This is a genomic window from Algoriphagus sp. TR-M9 (assembly GCF_027594545.1).
In the GTDB taxonomy this organism is placed as follows: domain Bacteria; phylum Bacteroidota; class Bacteroidia; order Cytophagales; family Cyclobacteriaceae; genus Algoriphagus; species Algoriphagus halophytocola.
In genome coordinates, this window is sequence record NZ_CP115160.1 from 708,902 (window position 1) to 729,597 (window position 20,696).

The window sequence follows — 20,696 nt, forward strand, 5'->3', positions numbered from 1 at the left end:
ACCTGAAATCATGAAAAAGCTAATATTCAGTACACTTATTTTGGTTTTAACTTATTGTTTTGGCCAGGAAGCATTAGCACAGGGCGTGCTAAAAGGAAGGGTGATAGATGCGCAGAATCTTTCTATGCCCGGTGCCAATGTGGTATTGACTAACACCACATTGGGGACAGTTACCAGTCAAACAGGTGATTATTCCTTTGTAGACCTTCCCTCAGGTACCTACGAAGTACTGGTTACCTACTTGGGCTATGGATCTGTATCACATCAGACTCAGGTAAAGGATGGGGAGACTACTACTTTGAATTTCAAATTGGACCAGACCACCATAGAAAGCCTTGAATTTGTGGTGCTTGGTGACCGATTGAAAGGACAGGCAAAGGCGTTGAATCAGCAAAAAAACAATGCAAATATAACCAATGTGGTATCCTCAGATCAGATCGGCCGATTTCCGGATGCCAATATTGGCGATGCCTTGAAAAGGATTCCCGGGATCACTATGCAGAATGACCAAGGGGAAGCTAGGAATATAATTATCAGAGGGATGGCTCCACAGCTCAACTCTGTCACACTGAATGGAGAACGCATTCCTTCAGCAGAAGGGGACAATCGTACTGTGCAGATGGATTTGATTCCTTCGGATATGATCCAAACTATAGAAGTGAACAAAGCTGTGCTGCCAAATATGGATGCCGATGCTATAGGTGGATCTGTGAATCTAGTGACTCGTCAGGCTCCGAATGCCCTCCGTGTTTCAGGTACGCTAGGGTCTGGTGTCAACTTACTTTCTAATAAACCTATTTGGACTGGAGGATTAATAGTGGGCAATAGGTTCCTGGAGGACAAACTAGGGGTAATTGTTTCCGCTTCTTATAACAATCACAATTTCGGGTCAGATAATGTGGAAGCTACCTGGTACGAATCTGACAATGGAGTCGCTTTAGAGGATTTTGAAATCAGGGAGTATCAAGTTCAGCGGGTGAGAAGGTCAGTCTCAGCAGCTCTGGATTATCAGCTATCCGACAATCATAGCCTATTCTTCTCTGCGATGTATAACCATAGAGATGACTGGGAAAATAGGTTTGCAATGCAAGTGAGCCAGCTTGACGACATGTTTGATGATGGAGATTTTACAGAAATCAGTGCTGGTAGATACACGGGCAATGCAAGGGTGGAATACCAGACTAAGGGAGGATCAAATGATAGTAGAATCGATAATTCTAGGCTAGAAGATCAGCGGGTTTACAATTTAACGCTAGGGGGAGACCACCTTTTCAATAAGTTGAAAATGGACTGGAATGTGACCTATGCCAGAGCATCCGAGAGTAGACCTCATGAGCGATACATCGCTTATAGATCGGAAGGACAGCTGGTAGATGTGGACCTCAGTAATCCAAGAAAACCTTATTCCTATCTCCAAAACCCAGCAGACAACTTGGGTATAGAATTTAGTGAACTAAGTGAAGAGAAGGGCTATACCTTTGACCAGGACCTCAATGCCAAACTGGACTTTAAATTACCATATAGCTCTAAAGGAATTCTTCAGTTTGGAGGTAGATATAGAGGCAAAAGTAAAGAAAGGGATAATAACTTCTTTGAGTACGAACCGATTGACATGGATTCATTTGGGAATACCTTAGCTGATATACCGACCAATAATTACAGCGACCCTAATTTCCTTGCCGGGTCGCAATATCAGGTCGGGACTTTTGCTACGCCTGTATTTCTGGGAAGTTTAAATCTCAAAAACGGTGCGCAGTTTGAAGAATCTGATTTAATGGAGGAGTATGTGCCAGGTAATTATGTGGCCAACGAGACTATTACTGCCGCTTACGCCATGATGGACCATCAGTTTAACAGCAAGTTTTCTGCGATAGCAGGGTTAAGACTAGAGCATACTGCCATTGATTACGCAGGTAATATTTTTGACCTGGATAACGAAGAGGTGTCTCCTGCCGAGGGTACACAGAGTTATAGCAATCTGATGCCAGGGGTTCATTTGAAGTATGATTTCACCCCGAATAGCATATTGAGATTTGCTTGGACTAATACCATCGCTAGACCCAATTATTTTGATTTAGTACCTTATGCAGAGTTCAGTCCAGAGGATCAGGAGCTTGCTCGAGGTAACCCTAATTTAAAGGCAACCACAGCCATGAATTTTGATTTGATGGGTGAAAAGTACTTCGATAATGTTGGGATTGTTTCCTTTGGAGGCTTTTACAAGAATCTGGATGACTTTGTCTACACCATCACTACCCAGGGATACAGTGATCCTGTTTTTGGAGAGGATCTAGAATACTCTCGCCCAGAAAATGGAGGCACTGCCCAGGTGTATGGTTTTGAGGCTGCGATACAGCGTCAAATCTGGAAAGGGCTTGGGATCTACTTAAATTATACTTTTACCAAGTCTAGTACTACAGGCATTGAAGGTAGGGATGAAGATGATCTAGAGTTGCCGGGTACAGCAGATAACATGTTTAATGCTTCATTGTCTTATGAAAATAAGAAACTGGTAGTTCGCGTATCCTTGAATTATGCCTCGGATTACCTGGACGAATTGGGTGGAGACAGCTTTGAAGATCGCTTTTATGACAAGCAGACGTTTTTGGATGTGAATGCTTCTTATGCTTTTACGCCTAAGTGGAGAGTGTTTTTCGAAGGAAATAATTTAACTAATCAGCCACTGCGGTATTACCAGGGAATACAGGCCCGCACTATGCAAATGGAGTACTACAACGCGAGGTTGAACTTTGGGGTTAAATTTGATCTGTTTGAATAGTTTTAAACGGAACTAATAAGTATAAAAAAGGTGGTTCAGATATATCTGAACCACCTTTTTTTATCGCCAGTACCTGGGATTGAATGATAATTGGATTAGGAATGTCTTTCCTTATTACTATTGTAGAAAGTTTAAAAGTTAAACAAGAATAGTGCTATTAGACTACCAAGCAATGCTAGGCCAAAGCTCAAGAAAAGGATTTTAGGATGATTGCTGATCCTTTGCTTCTTCTTTGGTTGCCCGTCTACCACCAATTGTTGCCTAGGCTGGATTACCTCCTGTACCACGGCCAGGCTTCCCAAGAAATAAATCAATAGGATTAAGAAAAAACTTGCGACGATTTCCATGAGATTGCTGTTTGAACCCCAAAGTTAACAGCTAAGTCTCCCCTTGATTTTTAGGTTTACAAACTTAACAATTTGATAATGAACGGACATGAAAAAAACCGCTATTGAAGTAGCGGCTTTTTTCACTTTAAAACATCCTTATTTGAATGGATTGGACTCTATCATTCGGCCTTGCCTTATTTTGTTATCTAGAGTACTTCCTATATCCACCCGATCCAGCTTCTCTATCCTCGCAGAGGAAGCTGTACCGGTAATTTGTTCTATGGTGGTGCGAAGAAGGTATTCATTGATATCACCAAGCGGTCTCAATCTTTCTTCGTATTCAAAAGCTTCTACGTTGGGTTCGAAACCATTGATATAGTCGGATTCATCCAGGCTATTGAAACTTCTGGTGACAATAGGAAGCAACCCATAGTTATTGTCATCGTTTTCCTCATCTTCAAAAGGGATGGAGCCCACATTTTTTCCATAGGTCACATCACCTACCAAAAATACATCCATATAAGGTCTCAGCCCATTGATGATTAATTCTGAGGCAGAGGCTGTACGCGAAGAGGTGATGATATAAACTCTATTTCCTTCTAAGGTTGCACCCAGATTTTCAGCTTTGGTTTTAAATGCGGTTTGGACATTACTCAACTCAGGAATATTGGTAGAAATAAAGTCATTGTATTTGGTCTTCGAAAATATGTCCTCGTCGGTCACGGCTGGGGCAATTAAGCTTGCCATATTTACCGCGGAGCTCACGAGTCCTCCACCGTTGTAGCGGAAGTCTACGATGAGGTGATTGATTTGTTGGGCCTTGAATGAGGCGAAAGCTGCATCTAGTTCATTGTCAAAGGCTTTGTCGCCGTTGCCAGCATCCGGCGCAAAGAAATTATAAATCACATACCCGATTTTTTCTGAGTCCACATTGAATACGGTATCCAGAAATATGGGGTTTTCGGACAACTGTACAGGAGTCAGCGAGATGTCGGCTTGGGCCTGATACCCACCTTCACTCTCATTAAATCTGATGTATGAAATAGTGTGGGTAGATTCTGTCCGTCCAAGTACTGTTCTGTAATTGTCTATATTCATGACGGTCCCGTTGATAGCTGTAATCACGTCTCCTCTGCGTAAACCTTCCGTAGCAGCTGGACTGTTTTTCTTTACATAGGATATTTCTGCTACTACATCGTCGCTGGTGGAGGAGGCTCTATACAGGGTGTATTCATAGCCTGCATCCAGGGAAATACCGCTTAGGTTATTGATCAACTCCTGGTAGTCTGGATATATGGCAGAAAACCTATCGGTAGGTCGAAACAGTAATGATTCATAATAGTCTTCAGGTTCAGAAGTCGCAGCGATTGGAGTTCTCATGTTTTCATTCCAATAGTAGACTTCATTCATGACAGCTCGAATCCAACCGTTTATTTCTGTTTCCAGGGTGTTTTCCGGAACTACCGGCGGCTCTACTACAGGATCCATTTCATCGTCCTTGTCACAGCTCCACAGCAATCCGCTCAGAATTACATAGAAGCAAGCCTTTAAGATTTGGTTAGATTTCATATTTGGGAAATTTGGATGATTGTAAGCACGGTATTCAAACGCCTACGGATATGCTTATGTTTTCAATAAGTAGAACCATAAGAGACGTCATGTGTTTGACTGTCTTTAAGTTCTCCGTTTTCACATTTCAATACTCTATAAGGGTACTTACGAAGTAAATCATAATTATGGGTTGCCATTAATATAGCAGTTCCTTTTTTATTTATTTCCTGGAAGAGCTTAAAAATTCCATCCGCTACGTCTGGATCTAAGTTTCCGGTAGGCTCATCGGCAAGCAAAATGGATGGTTCATTCAGCAAAGCCCTGGCGATCACCACTCGCTGCTGCTCTCCTCCGGAAAGCTGGTGAGGCATTTTGCTGGATGCGTTGTTCAGTCCCACCAGCAGCAGTACTTCTGCCATTCTAGCATTTATTTTTGCTTTGTCTTTCCAGCCTGTGGCCCGCATGACAAAGGCTAGGTTCTCAGCTACTGAGCGGTCATTAAAAAGTTGGAAATCCTGAAAAATAATCCCGATTTTTCTTCTCAGGTAGGGGACATCTTTTGTTTTGATGTTTTCTAAATTAAAGCCGGCCACTTCTGCACTCCCGCTTCTCAGTTCCAAGTCTGCATAGAGGGTCTTGAGCAAGGAACTTTTGCCGGAGCCGGTTCTACCGATCAAAAAGACAAATTCATGCTGCTCCACCGAGAAGTTGACATTGGAGAGTATAGGGTCGACTCCTTGAAATATGGTAGCCTGGTTGACCTGCAATACGGGTTGAGTACTGAAATCCATTCTTATAATTCTAGTTTTTGCAATTTTCCAAAAGGTAGTTCTTTGATCAACGCTTCCAGCTCGTCTTCCTTTCCTCCCAGTCCGAATTTTTCTATTTTCTTTAAAGGCCTGTCTGCTCTGAAGTAGGCAACCAGCACAAAGTTTTCATCCCGGATCTGGATGTAATCTGGAATTTTAGCTTTGCCTTTTACTTTGATGATATACATAAGGGAAATTGAAAAAAGACCGACAATTGCCGGTCTTTTGTGTGATTATTTTCCAGCAGCTTTTGCATGGTCTGCCAAAAATGTTGCCAAACCGGAGTCTGTAAGTGGATGTTTGAGCAAGCTGGTGATTACCTTCAATGGGCAGGTCACTACATCTGCTCCCACTTCAGCACATTTCAGCAGGTGCATGCTGTGTCTTACCGAGGCAGCCAATACTTCGGTTTCGAAGCCGTAGTTTCCATAAATATGCACGATCTGACTGATCAGCTCCATGCCGTCATAGGAAATATCATCCAGTCTTCCGATGAATGGGGATACATAGGATGCTCCAGCTTTGGCGGCCAATAGCGCCTGGCCTGCAGAGAAGATTAGGGTGCAGTTGGTACGGATTCCTTCGCTATTGAAGTATTTCAAAGCCTTTACTCCGTCCTTGATCATTGGGATTTTTACCACAATTTTATCATCGATTTTTGCAAGCTCCTTACCCTCCTTGATCATTCCTTCAAAATCCGTGGAGATCACTTCTGCACTGACTTTGTCATCTACTATGTCGCAGATGGCTTTGTAGTGTGCTCTTACATTTTCGTCACCGCTTATGCCCTCTTTGGCCATTAACGATGGGTTAGTAGTTACACCGTCTAGTACACCCAGGTCATAGGCTTCCTGGATATCATTGAGATTGGCGGTGTCAATAAAGAATTTCATGGTTTAATGAGTTTGATTATTCCGAACAAAGTTAGAAGATAAATCAGGATATGGAATCGATGATCCGCCCTTATGAAAAAAAATGGGCAAAAAAAAAGCGGCATCGCACCGCTACAACCGTCTACCCTTGCTTCCTTCCGGACCTGGGGGATTCAACAGGAGCTGGTCGTGCCGCCGGCGCAAAGGTAAGGAGAAATTAATTTATTACAATAATCTTGGTCAGGATTGCCTGATCATCTGCTTTTGTCACTGAGTGTGAGGTGAATTAATTTCAAATTCAAGATTTGAAATTTCGGATTACTTGGTTTTCGCCAGGTGAAGTTGGAATTCCAGCACATTGCAGTGGATGAAGTCATCCTCGGCCAGATCCTCAAATATCTCCTCGTCAAATTCCATTTCCGTTTTTTCTATTTTCCCATCCGGGTGTACGATCAGTTCTATCCCTGTGAAAGTATCGGGGTTGACCTGTACCAATACCTGGTAATCCTCAAAAACCCGCTTGAAATATTGTGAAAATGCTTTGGCCATAACTTTTGGTACAAATGTAGCAAATCATCAATTGCCCTGATAAGTGCTGGTATTGAGGGATGAAAAATTCTGGTAGATTTCCTCTGTTGGTGTTTGGGTGGTTTTGATTCTGTCAAACACATAATAGGCTTGAAGGATTAAGTCCTTCTCGTTGTAGGTTTTTGTAGGGGATATTCCCTGATTTTCCACTTTGAACAAGGTGCCGTAGGGACCTATGATATCGTAGCCATTGGGATTTTTTTTCCGCTTTACTTTCATGACCTCACCATCTGCAAATACAAATCTGGCGGTGCCAAAAAAGTAACTTCCCCTTCCCCGGGCTATTAATTCATTGCTTTGACTGTCCACTATTCTCACCTGATGGATGTTCTGAATGTCCTTATTGTAAAATATCCTTACTTTTTCAGCACTATGTGTAAAATCCGCATACATAAAACCTTTATCAATTTTCAGGCTTACAGGCGATTCTGACTCGGACTGGTAGGGGATTTCCAGTACAGGCGTACTCCAGCCGGAGCTGGATTGGGCATAGGAACCCATGGAAATGAGGAATACAGTAATTGTAAGAAGATTTTTCATACCGGACATGGTTTAGAACAATCTTTCACGAATTTTCGGTTTTTTAGTTTTATCTGTAAACCGATGCCCAAATAGGTTAAGGTGTTTTTTTAGAAAAAAAACAGAAAGGATGCTTTGTACTTCAGGATCCCTTTCTAAATTTGCTGCCATTCTTATGAAAACAATCGCAAACAAATATTGGTGGTGGCATTCTTACTCTTTCCAAAAGGAAGTTTAGAAAGCCCCTGCATTTTATTTTGCATTACGATATAGTATAAAAGGCTTACTGGATTTCCGGTAAGCCTTTTTTCATGAAAAATTAACCACAAATGACTCAAATAAAATTTCCCATTCTCACTACCTATCGGAAGCGACTGGCAGACACCATCACGCCAGTGAGTATTTATTTGCAGATCAGAGATCGATTTGCCAATCCCATCCTTTTGGAAAGTTCGGACTATCACGGACAGGAAAACAGTTACTCTTACATCTGTTTTAATCCCTTGGCTACTTTTTCATTCAACGCCGGGAAGGTGGTCGAAAGCCTGCCATCTGGCAAAAAAGAAAGCTATGAGGTGAGTTCTGAGCAGAAGCTTATGCAGTGTTTACGAACTTTTGGGGGGAAGTTTGACGTAGCACCGGACCATTTCAAATTCAGTACCAATGGGCTTTTCGGATATATCCAATACGATACCGTGGCCTATTTTGAAGATATCAAGCTGCAGAACTCCAAACCCAATGAGGTGCCGATGATGCAATACTCGGTTTACCAAAATGTCATCGTGGTGGACCATTACAAAAACGAGCTCCATCTATTAGAGCACAGGGTGGCAGGTGCCGAAAATCCCGAGATGATGCCCGAAATCGAGCGTTTGCTGAACAACAAGAACATTCCCAGTTATTCTTTTCAGCGGGTAGGAGAGGAAGAGTCAAATTACACGGACGAGGAGTTTTTGAAGATTCTGAATCAGGGTCGTGAGCATTGCTTCAAGGGAGATGTGTTTCAGATTGTACTTTCCCGTAGGTTTAGTACCGGTTTTAAGGGGGATGAATTTAACGTATATAGGGCGCTGAGATCAGTGAATCCTTCCCCGTACCTCTTTTATTTTGACTACGGTTCATTTAAGGTGTTTGGTAGCTCTCCGGAGGCGCAGATTGTGGTAAAGGACAAAAAGGCAACCATTTACCCTATTGCCGGGACATTTCGCAGAACTGGAAATGACCAAGAAGATGCCAAATTGGCAAGAAAACTCTACGATGATCCTAAAGAAAACTCAGAGCACGTGATGCTGGTGGATCTGGCCAGAAATGACCTGAGCAGATCATCCGAAAAAGTCAATGTGGATGTTTTTAAGGAAATCCAATATTACTCGCATGTGATCCATTTGGTTTCCAAAGTTACCGGTGAATTGCCCGAAGGTACCAACCCGCTGCAATTGGTAGCGGATACATTTCCGGCAGGTACACTCTCGGGGGCTCCGAAATATAGAGCGATGGAGTTAATAGATGAATTGGAAAATGTATCCAGACAATTTTATGGTGGGGCGATTGGCTACCTGGGTTTCAATGGGGATTTTAATCACGCTATTTTGATCCGCTCCTTCGTGTCCGAAAACAATCAACTTCGATTCCAGGCAGGCGCTGGAGTTGTGGCCAAATCTACCATTCCTTCCGAACTACAGGAAGTCTCCAATAAGCTGGAAGCGCTGAGAGTCGCGCTAAGGGCAGCGGAAAACATTTAGTTTTAAAGGGGTAAGGTTATAAAGTTATGACAGCAAAAAGTTTTGAGGAACTTAGGATATGGCAAAAGGCTATTAAAATTGGTGATGATGTTTATCAGTTGACTGATTTACCACCTTTAAAAAATGATTATAAATCAAGAAATCAATTAATTGGAGCGCTTGTGTCGATCTCAAATAATATCGCTAAAGGTTTTGAATACAATAGTAGAGTTCATTTATGAAATTCCTCTACTACGCGAAAGGATCGGCAGGAGAGGTGAGAAATCAACTTGCTCTGTTGGCAAAAGAAGGAAGAGTTAAACAAGATCAATATGAAATCAAGCATGACCCGAAGCGACACACAGAGGGATGATTATAATTCATGCGAAGATTCCATGTGACCTTAAAAAAAATTATAAACACATGAAAAATTACATTCTGAATTGTTATCACTTTCAGCCCAAATAAAATCTTTGATTAATTATTTACATAGTAGAAAAGTTGATAGGAAGTAACCTTACCTCTTTTCAACCATTCAACTTTAAAACTATACTTAAAATTAAAACAAAAAAGATGAGAATCTTAGTCTTAGATAATTACGACTCCTTCACCTATAATCTGGTCTACATTGTGAGGCAGCTGGGGTATGGGGCGCAGATGGATGTGTACCGAAATGATAAAATCAGTTTGGAAGATGTGGAGCTGTACGATAAAATCATCCTTTCTCCAGGTCCCGGTGTGCCAAAGGATGCAGGCATTATGCCGGACTTATTGAAAAAATACGCGGCGAGCAAGTCCATTCTTGGAGTTTGCCTAGGACATCAGGCGATCGGAGAAGCTTTTGGTTCAGGATTGACCAATCTTTCCGAGGTACTGCATGGAGTGGCTTCCACGGTAAAAGTACAGGCTGACTTGCTTTTCAAGGAGCTTCCCGATACTTTTAATATCGGCAGATATCACTCTTGGGTGATCAACGAAAATACCCTTTCCCCCGATTTGGAAGTGATTGCCCGTACCGCTGACCAGCAAATCATGGCTGTGCGTCACAAGGAATTTGATGTCAGGGGAGTTCAGTTTCACCCCGAAAGCATACTAACTGAAAACGGCGTGCAGCTGATCAAAAACTGGCTGGAAAGTTAATAGAGACACTCACCCCACAACACCTATAAAATGAAAGAAATATTAAATCAGCTTATTGAGCATCGCACACTGACCAAGGCGGATGCTAAAGAAGTTTTGAAGAATATCACGGCCGGAAATTATAACACCAGTCAGATAGCGGCCTTCATGACGGTTTATTTGATGCGTAGCATTACAGTAGATGAGTTGTCAGGATTTAGGGAGGCCATGCTGGAGCGCTGCATTCCTGTGGATATTGCAGAATATGATGCCATGGATCTTTGCGGGACCGGTGGAGACGGCAAGGACACCTTTAATATATCTACACTTTCTTCCTTTGTAGTGGCTGGTGCAGGGCAAAATGTAGCCAAACATGGCAATAATGGCGTGTCATCCATTTGCGGTTCGTCTAATCTGCTGGCCTACTTTGGCTATCAGTTCAGTAATGACATGGATGAAATCAAGCGCAGTTTGGATGAGGCGGGGATTTGTTTCCTACATGCTCCGCTCTTTCACCCGGCTATGAAGCATGTGGGCCCCATCCGAAAAGATCTTGGGGTGAAAACCTTCTTCAACATGCTCGGTCCTATGGTGAACCCTAGCTTTCCGAAGAAGCAATTGGTTGGGGTTTTTAGCCTGGAATTGGCCAGATTATATGGCTACCTCTATCAGGACATGGAGGGCATGTTTTCCATACTTCATGCCCTAGATGGCTATGATGAAATTTCGCTGACCGGTGATTTTAAGATGATTTCAAATGCAGGAGAAAAAGTGTACAGTCCAGAAAACATTGGGCTTTCTAAGCTCTCTGCATCTTCGATCAAAGGTGGGGAAAGCATAGAGGACTCGGCAAAGATTTTTGAAAATATCCTGAAAGGCAAAGGTACCCAGGCACAGAATCAGGTGGTGATCGCTAATTCTGCCGCTGCGCTCATGACGGCTCGGCAAGAACTAAGCTTCCTAGAGGCGGTGGCCATAGCAGAAGAAATCCTGATGAGCAAAAGAGCCCTACAGGTTTTCAACGGTTTAGTTAACCCGAAAACCACAGTTTCATTCCATTAATCAAAAAGCCGAACGGAACACACATCACCTAAAAGTGAAACTCCAATCATCCTAGAAAAGCAATTATATAGCTATGAATATTTTAGATAAAATCATCGCACAAAAGCATGAGGAAGTTGCTGAAAAAAGCAGCCTAGTCCCAGTCAAACTGCTTGAGCAAAGCATCTATTTTGAAAGCAAAGTGGTGTCGATGAAGGAATATGTAACTGATCCGGAAAAATCAGGGATTATCTCTGAATTTAAAAGAAAATCTCCTTCCAAAGGTTTGATCAACGGGGCCGCCTCGGTAGAAAAAGTAAGTATAGGCTACATGCAGGCGGGGGCTTCGGCTTTGTCTATCCTTACAGATACCGATTTCTTTGGCGGTGCCAATGAAGACCTGAAAGCTGCCCGTAAATTCAACTATTGCCCCATTCTTCGGAAGGACTTTGTAGTGGATGAGTACCAGATATTGGAAGCCAAATCCATAGGAGCTGACTGTATTCTATTGATTGCAGCAGCTTTGGAGCCAAAGCGACTGAAAGACTTGGCGGCTTTTGCAAAAAGCTTAGGATTGGAAGTACTCATGGAAGTACATGATGGAGAGGAGTTGGACCGTAGCATTTGCGCTGACTTGGATCTGGTAGGCGTGAACAACAGAAATCTGAAAACCTTCGATGTTTCCCTGGAGACTTCCCTGGAGTTGGTAGATCGAATTCCTTCTGATTTTATAAAGATTTCAGAAAGCGGGATTTCCCAGGTAGAAACTTTGGTTCAGCTTAGAAAAGCAGGCTTCGATGGGTTTCTGATCGGTGAGAATTTTATGAAGTCAGCAAGACCAGAACAGGCGGCTTACACCTTTATCAAGGAATACCGAAAGCTACTGGCTAAGGAAACAGCTCTAGATAAAGCCTGATGCTAGTCAAAGTTTGCGGGATGCGGGAGCCGGAGAATATCCGGGATTTGGAAGAAAAGATCCAGCCAGATTGGATGGGATTGATTTTCTATGCCAAATCGCCGCGCTTCGTGGGGGATGAGAAAGCGCAAGAATTGGCTGAAGTAAATCTTCCAAAAGTGGGGGTTTTTGTGAACGAAACGCTGGAAAACGTTCTGGTGAAAATTCAATCATTTCAGCTAGCTGCAGTACAACTCCACGGAAATGAAAGCCCTGCATACGTTCGGGAACTCAAACTGAAAACCGATAAAAAGCTCTGGAAAGTAGTTTCGGTAGGAGATAGCATAGACTGGGAAACATTGAGGGATTATGTGGGGTTGGTAGATTGTTTTCTGTTTGATACCGCTACCAAAAAACATGGTGGTTCAGGGAAGAAATTCAATTGGGAATTATTAAAAAGTTATCCGTTTAAAGTTCCATTTATTCTAAGTGGAGGTTTGGATGAAAATTCGGTAGAGGAGTTGCTCCAACTTGAAAAAGAGATACCTCAATTGACGGGAGTAGATTTGAACTCCAAGTTTGAAGATGCTCCCGGATTAAAAAACATTGAAAAACTGAGGAGTTTTAAGAATAAAATTAGACCATAGTTGAGAGTCCATAGTCCATGGTCTATCAACTACCAACTATAGCATTATGATCAAAGTAGATGAGAAGGGTTTTTACGGCAAATTTGGTGGAGCTTACATTCCGGAGATGCTGCATCCCAATGTCGAGGAACTGAGAGAGAACTATGAGTCCATTTTGGCTTCTAAGGAGTTTCAGGATGAGTTCAGAAGCTTGCTCAAAGACTATGTAGGTAGGCCAACGCCCTTGTATTTTGCTTCTAGACTTTCTGAAAAGTACGGTGCAAAAATCTATCTAAAGAGAGAAGACCTTTGTCATACCGGAGCGCATAAAGTGAACAATACCATCGGTCAGATTATCCTGGCCAAAAAGCTGGGAAAGAAGCGAATTATCGCCGAAACAGGCGCGGGACAGCACGGAGTGGCCACTGCGACGGTTTGTGCACTGATGGGGATGGAGTGCACTGTGTATATGGGAGAGGTTGACATAGCCCGTCAGCGCCCGAATGTAGAGCGGATGAAGATTCTGGGCGCAGAGGTGGTTCCGGCCACTTCCGGCTCCAAAACCCTAAAAGATGCAACTAACGAGGCCATGCGTGCCTGGATCAATAACCCAGTGGACACACATTATATCATAGGTTCGGTGGTAGGTCCACATCCTTACCCGGAAATGGTAGCGAGATTTCAGTCCGTGATTTCCGAAGAAATGAAATGGCAACTGAAAGCAAAAGAAGGGAGAGAAAATCCCGATATCGTGATTGCCTGCGTAGGAGGTGGATCGAATGCCGCTGGGGCTTTTTATCATTATTACAATACTCCTGATGTTCGGTTGGTGGCAGCAGAAGCTGGTGGATTGGGCGTGAATTCCGGGAAAACTGCGGCGACTACAGCCAAGGGTATACCTGGGATATTGCATGGCTCAAAGACCATTCTGATGCAAACCGAAGATGGACAAGTGGTGGAGCCACATTCTATATCCGCAGGTTTGGATTATCCAGGAATAGGACCTGTTCACGCGCATTTATTTGATGTGGGAAGAGGAGAGTTTGTGGCTGTGGATGATAAAGATGCGATGGCAGCCGGAGTAGAGTTGAGTAAGTTGGAGGGAATTATTCCGGCCATAGAATCAGCGCATGCGCTTTATGCTTTGAACCTGATCGAATATTCCAAAGATGATGTGATTGTCGTGAATCTCTCAGGGAGAGGAGACAAGGATCTTGAAACGTATATTAAATGGGGAAAGTACTGATTGATGATTTTGGAATTACGATTTACGAGTTTGTTTTGAACCTCCATGGTAATTGTAGAAATCATGCTTTTCCTAATAAAAAATGAAAGAGAATGCATAAGGTTGAAGGCAGAATAGTGAAGTAATCTAACTTCTGTGTATAATTTGGCTTTTGAACCCTGAAGTGGTTCAACAAATAATTACCATGTATGCAACCCATGAAAAGTATAAATAGTTACTCCAACCCTGAAGGAGTTGAGCCATAATCGAATTACGCTAAGACTTGGCAAAAATGTTAAACTCTAAAGAAAGCCTCGTAAATCGTACTTCGTAAATCGCAAATACAATGAACCGAATACATACATTATTTAAAGAGAAGGGCGATCGCGTACTTTCCATTTACTTTACTGCAGGGTTTCCAAAGCTGGAAAACACCATGGAAATCATGGAAGCGATCCAAGCTGGAGGTGCTGATATAATTGAAATAGGAGTTCCCTATTCAGACCCGGTTGCAGATGGGCCGACCATTCAGGACAGCAATATGATCGCACTGGAGAATGGGATTTCTCTGAAAAAGATCTTTGAGCAACTGAAAGGCTTTCGTGCCAAAATTCATATTCCAGTGGTTTTGATGGGTTATCTCAACCCGATCATGCAGTATGGGATGGAGGAATTTTGTAAGAAATGCAAAGAAGTGGGCGTGGACGGTCTGATACTTCCGGACCTTCCCATGCAGCAATTTATCGATGACTATAAGGAGCTTTTTGAGCAGTATGGCTTGGTGAATACCTTCTTGATTTCCCCCCAAACTTCCGAAAAGCGGATCCGGGAGATCGATGAAAATACCAATGGCTTTATCTACATGGTTTCCTCACATAGTATTACTGGGGCTAAGGCAGGAATTTCTGAAGAACAGATTGCTTACTTCGAACGAGTGAAAGCAATGAACCTGAAGAACCCTAGATTGATAGGTTTTGGGATTTCCGATGCAGAGACCTTTTCCAAAGCTTCAGAATACAGCAATGGAGCCATTATAGGTTCTGCTTTTATTAAGACCGTCAAAGACTCTAAAAATTTGAGTGAGGATATTCAGAGCTACATTCAATCGGTGATCAATTGATAAATTGTAAGATTGTAAAATGCCATTCTTGTACACCTAAGTTCAAAATTCAATTCAAAAACTTACGATGACCTCGTAAATCGTATTTCATAATTCGTAAAGCACCATGATTATTCAGCTTCAGCCCGATATTTCCGAAAGCCAAAAAGATAAATTGATCCAAGAGGTCAACGGAATCGGCTATAAAACCACAGAAGTAAAAACCCAGTTGGGTGACTATCTGATCGGAATAGGGAAAAAGGATTTTGATATCCGAAAAATCGGCCAAATGGACGGTATTCTTGATATCCATATTGTTTCTGATGAGTACAAACTGGTTTCCAAAAAATGGAAGGCAAAGCCGACTTCTGTGGATTTGGGAGATAATATTTTTATCAAAGACGGAGAGATGGCCGTGATCACGGGGCCTTGCTCCATAGAGTCGGAGGAGCAAATCCGCGCAGTTGTGGCGCATTGTATTGAAAATGACATCAAGATGATGAGAGGGGGAGTTTTCAAGCCAAGAAGTAGCCCTTATGCCTTTAGAGGCTTGGGATTGGAAGGTTTGAAATTATGGCATGAAATCGCCAGCGAAGCAGGGATCAAGATCGTGACCGAAGTGATGCAGACTTCCCAGATCGAAGAGATGTATCCTTACGTGGATGTGTATCAGGTTGGCGCGAGGAATTCGCAGAACTTCAACTTGCTTGATGAATTAGGGAAAGTAGATAAAGCCGTCATGATCAAGCGTGGGATATCAGGAACGATTGAAGAGCTTTTGCAGTCTGCCGAGTATGTCTTTTCCGGAGGAAATGAAAAGTTAATTCTCTGTGAAAGAGGAATCAGAACCTACGAGCGAGCTTCGAGAAATACCCTGGATCTAAATGCGATACCGATTTTGAAAGCAAAATCTCATTTACCGGTCATCGTGGATCCTTCGCATGGGATCGGAATCCGTGCTTATGTGCCGCAAATGGCCTTGGCAGGGGTGATGTCCGGTGCAGATGGAATCATCTATGAATCCCATGAGGTTCCTGAAAAAGCTTATTCCGATGGTCAGCAAACCTTGGATTTTGCCCAAAGCGCAAGGCTTGCAGCTTGGATCAGGGAGAGTTTCGCAATGCGAAAAGGATTTGATTTGTTGTAAAGTATTGATTTCTAGAATTACCTGTTTAAATTAGAGCCATGAATCCGACACCAAGAACTTTCGTACATCATTCTTATTACCATTCTCAATGAAGGGATAGGATGACTATGAATTTTTGGTAAAAAATAATAGAGGCCTATTCCTTCCGGGAGTAGGCCTTTTTTGATTTCCAGCGTCATTGCGAGTGACGAAGGAGCGAAGCAATCTCGTCTACACAAAAAAGACTGCCACGCCTCGTCCCTCGGCTCGCAGTGACGGAAAAAGAAGAATATTAAAAAGAACAGAATATACCCAAATACCATGAACACAAACACAAAACAAAAAGAATGGGTCTTCAGTGACCAACGATTGCAAAAGCTGAGGCAGGAGTACGATGCATATACTTCAGAGGACTTTAAAGTTTGGAAGATCCTTTTTGAAAGACAGATGCCAAACTTACCAAAGGCTGCCTCCAAAGCGTACCTTGATGGTGTGGAGATCGTTGGATTCACAGCAGATCGAATTGCCAACTTTGAGGATTTGAATCAGATTTTAGCAAAAACTACGGGCTGGGAAGTTCAGGTGGTTCCTGGCTTGATTGACGATGACTTGTTTTTTGGACTGCTGAACAACAGGCGATTCCCATCATCCACTTGGCTAAGGAAAATGGAGCAGTTGGACTACCTAGAGGAGCCGGATATGTTTCACGATGCATTTGCCCATATGCCTATGCTGACCAACCAGCCTTATGTGGACTTCTTGGAGAAACTTTCTGGAATTGCTCTGAAACATATCAATAATCCATGGGCGATTCAGTTGTTGAGTAGGATTTATTGGTTTACCATCGAGTTTGGGCTGATAAAAGAGGATGGAGAGCTAAAAATATACGGTGCAGGTATCCTAAGTTCGGCAGGAGAGACTAAATTCAGCCTTTCAAATGAACCGAAGCATATTGATTATGATGTTCGAAGGATTTTGAACCAGGAATACTGGAAGGATCGCTTTCAGGATAAATACTTTGTGATCGAAAATTACAAGCAACTTTACGAGTCACTTCCGGAGATTGAGTCAGTGCTGGAGGAGATGCTTTTAGAGAAAAGACAATAGACATTAGACGCTAGACATAAGAAAAGAGACTACCAGTCTTGCATCTTGTGTCTAGCATCTTGAATCTTAAAAATGAAAATAGCAGTCATAAAATATAACTCAGGCAATGTGCAGTCGGTGCTTTACGCTTTGGAGCGATTAGGTGTAGATGCAGAACTCACGGATGATCCTGAGGTAATCCGAGCAGCAGACAAAGTGGTTTTCCCCGGACAAGGCGAAGCAAGTACTGCAATGAGGTATCTGAAGGAGCGAAAGCTAGATGGGCTGATCAAAGACTTGAAGCAACCGTTCTTGGGAGTTTGTCTGGGTTTGCAGTTGCTTTGTGAGCATTCTGAGGAAAACGACACGCAGTGTTTGGGGATTTTTCCTGTGAAAGTAAAACGCTTTGTTCCTGAAAATTCTCAGGAATTTAAAGTACCGCATGTAGGCTGGAATGAGTTGGAGAATCTAGCCGACAATCCATTGTTGAAAGATTTACCAGCCAACCCTTTCGTGTATTACGTGCATAGCTTTTATGCGGAATTGAGTGATTTCACCATCGCTCAAACGCATTACATCCATGATTTCTCAGGCATTCTCCATCGGGATAACTACTATGCGATTCAGGCTCACCCGGAGAAAAGTGGCTTGGTGGGAGAGAAGTTGTTGGAGAACTTTCTTTCTCTTAAATAAATCCCTCTCGCCCTCCGCCGCGGCGGAGGGAGTTTGTTCAATTATAACTCAAACCTTAAATAATGAAGTCTTGATTTTTGGATCTTGCTTCTAATATCTCAAAAAATGCAAATCATCCCAGCAATCGACCTCATCGGAGGGAAATGTGTCCGACTTAGTCAGGGCGATTACAGCAGCAAAAAAGAATACCACGATGACCCCTTGGAAATGGCCAAGCGCTTTGAAGGTGCAGGAATTCAACGACTGCATCTGGTGGATTTGGATGGAGCCAAAGCCAAGAAAATCATAAACGCAGATGTGCTTCAGCGAATCAGTTCGGGAACGAGTTTGCAGGTTGACTTTGGTGGAGGAATCCAGGCGGATAAAGAAATAGAAAAAGCTTTTGAATTAGGAGCAAAGCAAGTGACTGGAGGTAGTATTGCCGTCAAGAATGCTGAGTTATTTCAATCCTGGATCAAGAGATATGGATCCGAGATGATCATCTTAGGAGCTGATGCCAAGAATAGGAAAATTGCTGTTGGAGGCTGGGAAGAGACTACTGCTGTGGATTTGATTCCATTTATCAAGGATTATGTAGCACTGGGAATCAGTTATGTGATCTGCACAGACGTAGCCAAAGACGGTTTGCTCCAGGGACCTTCTACAGATTTATACAAAGAAATCTTGGAAGAAATCCCGGGCATTAAACTCATCGCAAGTGGAGGGGTATCCTCTGTGAAAGATTTGGAAGAATTGGAGAAAATCGGGGTCTATGGGACGATAGTGGGGAAGGCGTATTATGAGGGGAGAGTGACGCTGGAGGAATTGGCAGCGTTTGTTTGATTTACCAGTGCATTTACGAATTACGATTTTTGATTTACGAGATTGAACTGAACCTCAATCGACAATCTTTAAACTTTTATACTGTTCAAAGATTAAGGTTATAAAATGACGCTAAACACTATCAGAAATCTCGTAAATCGTACTTCGTAAATCTTAATTTAGAATGATGAATGTTGAATAATGAAGTGTCTAAAGTTGAATTCATATAATGCTTACTAAACGAATAATCCCTTGTCTTGATATCAAAGAAGGTCGAACTGTCAAAGGAGTGAACTTTGTGGAACTTCGGGATGCAGGAGACCCGGTGGAGTTGGCGAAGATCTACTCTGACGAGGGAGCAGATGAACTCGTGTTTTTGGATATTACGGCTACTGTTGACAAGCGAAAGACCTTGGCAGAGTTGGTGACCAAAGTGGCAAAGGCGATCAACATTCCATTTACAGTAGGTGGAGGAATTTCCACTGTGGAAGATGTGAAAGTGCTCTTGAATGCAGGAGCAGATAAGATTTCCATTAATTCATCTGCTGTGAAAAATCCGCAGATCATCAATGAAATGGCGTCAGAATTCGGTTCCCAATGTATAGTAGTGGCGATTGACACTAGAAATATGGATGGGATAGACTTTGTACATACGCATGGAGGAAGGAAGCCGACTTTGCTGAAAACTCAGGAATGGGCTCAAGAGGTTTGCGATAGAGGTGCCGGAGAGATTTTATTGACTTCTATGGATCACGATGGTACCAAGGCAGGCTTCTCCAATGAACTGTTGGCAGAGATATCATCTGCGCTTTCCATTCCTGTTATTGCATCCGGTGGTGCCGGTACAATGGCACATTTCAAAGATGTGTTTACCTTTGGCAAAGCAGATGCTGCTTTGGCGGCAAGTATTTTCCACTTTAAAGAAATTGGGATTCCTGAGTTGAAAAGTTATCTCGCAGGTGCAGCAATCAGTATAAGAAAATAAAGGAATAACCTTTGAGGTCTTCCAGACCTCAAAGGTTTTAACCAAATAAACCTTCGGGGTTGTAAAAAACCAAAAGGTTAAGAAAACAAGGGGACAAAACCTTCGGGGTTTTGGAAACCCCAAAGGTTAGAATGGATATGAATATAGATTTTAAGAAAATGGATGGCTTGGTGCCGGCAATCGTACAGGATACACTCTCGGGCAAAGTACTGATGCAGGGCTACATGAATGAGGAAGCTTTGGCGAAAACCAATGAAACTAAAATGGTGACTTTTTTTAGCCGCAGTAAAAACCGACTTTGGACCAAAGGAGAGACTTCCGGCAATTTCATGGAGTTGGTTTCCATCGCTGTGGACTGTGATGGGGATTCGATTCTAGTGAAAGCTAATCCGCGTGGACCGGTTTGTCACACCGGAGCTGATACTTGCTTTGAAGAAGTGAATTCTTCTAAAACAGGTTTTATCGATCAGCTGAGAGCAATCATCAAGGATAGGAAAAACAACCCTTCTGATGCTTCATACACGGCTTCCCTTTTTGCCAAGGGCATCAATAAAGTAGCTCAGAAAGTAGGGGAGGAAGCCGTGGAGATCGTGATTGAAGCCAAGGATGACAACAAGGAACTTTTCATGGGAGAAGCAGCGGACTTACTTTATCACTATTTAGTGCTTCTGGAAGCCAAAGGCTATGAGCTGGATGAAGTGATGGAGGTGCTGATTGCTAGGCATCAAAAATCCTGATTTTTGCAATAGATTCAATAAAATCTAAGTCCTGATACTGGACTCTAAGTAGAAATTCTTAACTTTTTATGATTTCCATTGCTGAACTGATCTCA

The 20,696-nt window shown here is 42.7% G+C and carries 23 protein-coding genes and 1 other RNA gene; 16 read left to right on the plus strand and 8 right to left on the minus strand.

The window, feature by feature from the left end:
* Positions 1-10: 10 nt before the first annotated feature.
* The gene (locus PBT90_RS03265) at positions 11-2,779 is read left to right on the plus strand and encodes a TonB-dependent receptor (protein WP_264808933.1); all 2,769 of its coding nucleotides are present in this window, start codon (positions 11-13) and stop codon (positions 2,777-2,779) included.
* Positions 2,780-2,910: 131 nt separating this feature from the next.
* On the opposite strand, the gene PBT90_RS03270 is transcribed toward PBT90_RS03265, so the two are convergent.
* The 8 genes from PBT90_RS03270 to PBT90_RS03305 form a co-directional block, all read right to left on the minus strand.
* Positions 2,911-3,126, minus strand: coding sequence for a hypothetical protein (locus PBT90_RS03270; protein WP_264808935.1), 216 nt, complete (start codon positions 3,124-3,126; stop codon positions 2,911-2,913).
* Between the two features lie 138 nt (positions 3,127-3,264).
* Entirely contained in the window at positions 3,265-4,677 is a 1,413-nt protein-coding gene (locus PBT90_RS03275; RefSeq protein WP_264808936.1) for a S41 family peptidase, read from the minus strand.
* Positions 4,678-4,739: 62 nt separating this feature from the next.
* Complete coding sequence (locus PBT90_RS03280) at positions 4,740-5,450, minus strand: cell division ATP-binding protein FtsE (protein ID WP_264808937.1); 711 nt, start codon at positions 5,448-5,450, stop codon at positions 4,740-4,742.
* A 2-nt stretch (positions 5,451-5,452) separates the two neighbouring features.
* Positions 5,453-5,656, minus strand: coding sequence for a fructose-6-phosphate aldolase (locus PBT90_RS03285; RefSeq protein ID WP_264808939.1), 204 nt, complete (start codon positions 5,654-5,656; stop codon positions 5,453-5,455).
* Positions 5,657-5,701: 45 nt separating this feature from the next.
* Complete coding sequence (gene fsa, locus PBT90_RS03290) at positions 5,702-6,361, minus strand: fructose-6-phosphate aldolase (protein WP_264808941.1); 660 nt, start codon at positions 6,359-6,361, stop codon at positions 5,702-5,704.
* Positions 6,362-6,452: 91 nt separating this feature from the next.
* An RNA gene (gene ffs / locus PBT90_RS03295) (signal recognition particle sRNA small type) lies at positions 6,453-6,539 on the minus strand.
* Positions 6,540-6,658: 119 nt separating this feature from the next.
* The gene (locus PBT90_RS03300) at positions 6,659-6,889 is read right to left on the minus strand and encodes a hypothetical protein (RefSeq protein ID WP_264808942.1); all 231 of its coding nucleotides are present in this window, start codon (positions 6,887-6,889) and stop codon (positions 6,659-6,661) included.
* A gap of 27 nt (positions 6,890-6,916) precedes the next feature.
* Positions 6,917-7,468: a hypothetical protein gene (locus PBT90_RS03305; RefSeq protein ID WP_264808944.1), complete on the minus strand. Its 552-nt coding sequence runs from the start codon at positions 7,466-7,468 to the stop codon at positions 6,917-6,919.
* Positions 7,469-7,776: 308 nt separating this feature from the next.
* On the opposite strand from PBT90_RS03305, the gene PBT90_RS03310 reads away from it, so the two are divergent.
* From PBT90_RS03310 to hisIE, 15 genes are all read left to right on the plus strand, one after another.
* Positions 7,777-9,189, plus strand: coding sequence for an anthranilate synthase component I family protein (locus tag PBT90_RS03310; protein WP_264808945.1), 1,413 nt, complete (start codon positions 7,777-7,779; stop codon positions 9,187-9,189).
* A 26-nt stretch (positions 9,190-9,215) separates the two neighbouring features.
* Positions 9,216-9,410, plus strand: a complete 195-nt coding sequence (locus PBT90_RS03315) for a four helix bundle protein (RefSeq protein ID WP_264808947.1) — start codon at positions 9,216-9,218, stop codon at positions 9,408-9,410.
* A complete protein-coding gene (locus PBT90_RS03320) occupies positions 9,407-9,541 on the plus strand; it encodes a four helix bundle protein (RefSeq protein ID WP_264808948.1) in 135 nt (44 codons plus the stop codon). Before PBT90_RS03315 ends, PBT90_RS03320 begins: the two co-directional genes overlap by 4 nt.
* Before the next feature lie 200 nt (positions 9,542-9,741).
* Positions 9,742-10,308: an anthranilate synthase component II gene (locus tag PBT90_RS03325; RefSeq protein ID WP_264808949.1), complete on the plus strand. Its 567-nt coding sequence runs from the start codon at positions 9,742-9,744 to the stop codon at positions 10,306-10,308.
* A gap of 30 nt (positions 10,309-10,338) precedes the next feature.
* Positions 10,339-11,349: an anthranilate phosphoribosyltransferase gene (gene trpD, locus PBT90_RS03330; protein ID WP_264808950.1), complete on the plus strand. Its 1,011-nt coding sequence runs from the start codon at positions 10,339-10,341 to the stop codon at positions 11,347-11,349.
* A 73-nt stretch (positions 11,350-11,422) separates the two neighbouring features.
* Complete coding sequence (gene trpC, locus PBT90_RS03335) at positions 11,423-12,244, plus strand: indole-3-glycerol phosphate synthase TrpC (RefSeq protein ID WP_264808951.1); 822 nt, start codon at positions 11,423-11,425, stop codon at positions 12,242-12,244.
* Entirely contained in the window at positions 12,244-12,870 is a 627-nt protein-coding gene (locus PBT90_RS03340) for a phosphoribosylanthranilate isomerase (protein WP_264808953.1), read from the plus strand. Before trpC ends, PBT90_RS03340 begins: the two co-directional genes overlap by 1 nt.
* A 46-nt stretch (positions 12,871-12,916) precedes the next feature.
* On the plus strand, positions 12,917-14,095 hold the full coding sequence (trpB, locus tag PBT90_RS03345) for a tryptophan synthase subunit beta (RefSeq protein WP_264808954.1): 1,179 nt from the start codon (positions 12,917-12,919) through the stop codon (positions 14,093-14,095).
* A gap of 325 nt (positions 14,096-14,420) precedes the next feature.
* On the plus strand, positions 14,421-15,194 hold the full coding sequence (gene trpA, locus PBT90_RS03350) for a tryptophan synthase subunit alpha (RefSeq protein WP_264808955.1): 774 nt from the start codon (positions 14,421-14,423) through the stop codon (positions 15,192-15,194).
* Positions 15,195-15,300: 106 nt separating this feature from the next.
* Entirely contained in the window at positions 15,301-16,320 is a 1,020-nt protein-coding gene (locus PBT90_RS03355; protein WP_264808957.1) for a bifunctional 3-deoxy-7-phosphoheptulonate synthase/chorismate mutase, read from the plus strand.
* A 300-nt stretch (positions 16,321-16,620) separates the two neighbouring features.
* Positions 16,621-17,406: a phenylalanine 4-monooxygenase gene (locus PBT90_RS03360; protein ID WP_270131583.1), complete on the plus strand. Its 786-nt coding sequence runs from the start codon at positions 16,621-16,623 to the stop codon at positions 17,404-17,406.
* A gap of 72 nt (positions 17,407-17,478) precedes the next feature.
* Complete coding sequence (gene hisH, locus PBT90_RS03365; protein WP_270131586.1) at positions 17,479-18,078, plus strand: imidazole glycerol phosphate synthase subunit HisH; 600 nt, start codon at positions 17,479-17,481, stop codon at positions 18,076-18,078.
* A 105-nt stretch (positions 18,079-18,183) separates the two neighbouring features.
* Complete coding sequence (gene hisA, locus PBT90_RS03370) at positions 18,184-18,900, plus strand: 1-(5-phosphoribosyl)-5-[(5-phosphoribosylamino)methylideneamino]imidazole-4-carboxamide isomerase (protein ID WP_270131588.1); 717 nt, start codon at positions 18,184-18,186, stop codon at positions 18,898-18,900.
* 208 nt (positions 18,901-19,108) lie between these two features.
* Positions 19,109-19,864: an imidazole glycerol phosphate synthase subunit HisF gene (hisF, locus tag PBT90_RS03375; RefSeq protein ID WP_264808962.1), complete on the plus strand. Its 756-nt coding sequence runs from the start codon at positions 19,109-19,111 to the stop codon at positions 19,862-19,864.
* A 131-nt stretch (positions 19,865-19,995) separates the two neighbouring features.
* The gene (gene hisIE / locus PBT90_RS03380) at positions 19,996-20,601 is read left to right on the plus strand and encodes a bifunctional phosphoribosyl-AMP cyclohydrolase/phosphoribosyl-ATP diphosphatase HisIE (RefSeq protein ID WP_270133130.1); all 606 of its coding nucleotides are present in this window, start codon (positions 19,996-19,998) and stop codon (positions 20,599-20,601) included.
* The last annotated feature ends 95 nt before the right edge of the window (positions 20,602-20,696 follow it).

What these genes read in the sequence shown, in the direction of transcription:
- PBT90_RS03300 (WP_264808942.1), bottom strand. Translation starts at nt 6,889, where the DNA reads ATGGCCAAAGCATTTTCACAATATTTCAAGCGGGTTTTTGAGGATTAC.
- PBT90_RS03305 (WP_264808944.1), bottom strand. Translation starts at nt 7,468, where the DNA reads ATGAAAAATCTTCTTACAATTACTGTATTCCTCATTTCCATGGGTTCC.
- hisH (WP_270131586.1), top strand. Translation starts at nt 17,479, where the DNA reads ATGAAAATAGCAGTCATAAAATATAACTCAGGCAATGTGCAGTCGGTG.
- PBT90_RS03285 (WP_264808939.1), bottom strand. Translation starts at nt 5,656, where the DNA reads ATGTATATCATCAAAGTAAAAGGCAAAGCTAAAATTCCAGATTACATC.
- hisF (WP_264808962.1), top strand. Translation starts at nt 19,109, where the DNA reads ATGCTTACTAAACGAATAATCCCTTGTCTTGATATCAAAGAAGGTCGA.
- trpA (WP_264808955.1), top strand. Translation starts at nt 14,421, where the DNA reads ATGAACCGAATACATACATTATTTAAAGAGAAGGGCGATCGCGTACTT.
- PBT90_RS03310 (WP_264808945.1), top strand. Translation starts at nt 7,777, where the DNA reads ATGACTCAAATAAAATTTCCCATTCTCACTACCTATCGGAAGCGACTG.
- PBT90_RS03355 (WP_264808957.1), top strand. Translation starts at nt 15,301, where the DNA reads ATGATTATTCAGCTTCAGCCCGATATTTCCGAAAGCCAAAAAGATAAA.
- PBT90_RS03325 (WP_264808949.1), top strand. Translation starts at nt 9,742, where the DNA reads ATGAGAATCTTAGTCTTAGATAATTACGACTCCTTCACCTATAATCTG.
- PBT90_RS03265 (WP_264808933.1), top strand. Translation starts at nt 11, where the DNA reads ATGAAAAAGCTAATATTCAGTACACTTATTTTGGTTTTAACTTATTGT.
- PBT90_RS03320 (WP_264808948.1), top strand. Translation starts at nt 9,407, where the DNA reads ATGAAATTCCTCTACTACGCGAAAGGATCGGCAGGAGAGGTGAGAAAT.
- PBT90_RS03270 (WP_264808935.1), bottom strand. Translation starts at nt 3,126, where the DNA reads ATGGAAATCGTCGCAAGTTTTTTCTTAATCCTATTGATTTATTTCTTG.
- hisA (WP_270131588.1), top strand. Translation starts at nt 18,184, where the DNA reads ATGCAAATCATCCCAGCAATCGACCTCATCGGAGGGAAATGTGTCCGA.
- PBT90_RS03360 (WP_270131583.1), top strand. Translation starts at nt 16,621, where the DNA reads ATGAACACAAACACAAAACAAAAAGAATGGGTCTTCAGTGACCAACGA.
- trpD (WP_264808950.1), top strand. Translation starts at nt 10,339, where the DNA reads ATGAAAGAAATATTAAATCAGCTTATTGAGCATCGCACACTGACCAAG.
- PBT90_RS03280 (WP_264808937.1), bottom strand. Translation starts at nt 5,450, where the DNA reads ATGGATTTCAGTACTCAACCCGTATTGCAGGTCAACCAGGCTACCATA.
- trpB (WP_264808954.1), top strand. Translation starts at nt 12,917, where the DNA reads ATGATCAAAGTAGATGAGAAGGGTTTTTACGGCAAATTTGGTGGAGCT.
- fsa (WP_264808941.1), bottom strand. Translation starts at nt 6,361, where the DNA reads ATGAAATTCTTTATTGACACCGCCAATCTCAATGATATCCAGGAAGCC.
- PBT90_RS03315 (WP_264808947.1), top strand. Translation starts at nt 9,216, where the DNA reads ATGACAGCAAAAAGTTTTGAGGAACTTAGGATATGGCAAAAGGCTATT.
- hisIE (WP_270133130.1), top strand. Translation starts at nt 19,996, where the DNA reads ATGGATATGAATATAGATTTTAAGAAAATGGATGGCTTGGTGCCGGCA.
- trpC (WP_264808951.1), top strand. Translation starts at nt 11,423, where the DNA reads ATGAATATTTTAGATAAAATCATCGCACAAAAGCATGAGGAAGTTGCT.
- PBT90_RS03275 (WP_264808936.1), bottom strand. Translation starts at nt 4,677, where the DNA reads ATGAAATCTAACCAAATCTTAAAGGCTTGCTTCTATGTAATTCTGAGC.
- PBT90_RS03340 (WP_264808953.1), top strand. Translation starts at nt 12,244, where the DNA reads ATGCTAGTCAAAGTTTGCGGGATGCGGGAGCCGGAGAATATCCGGGAT.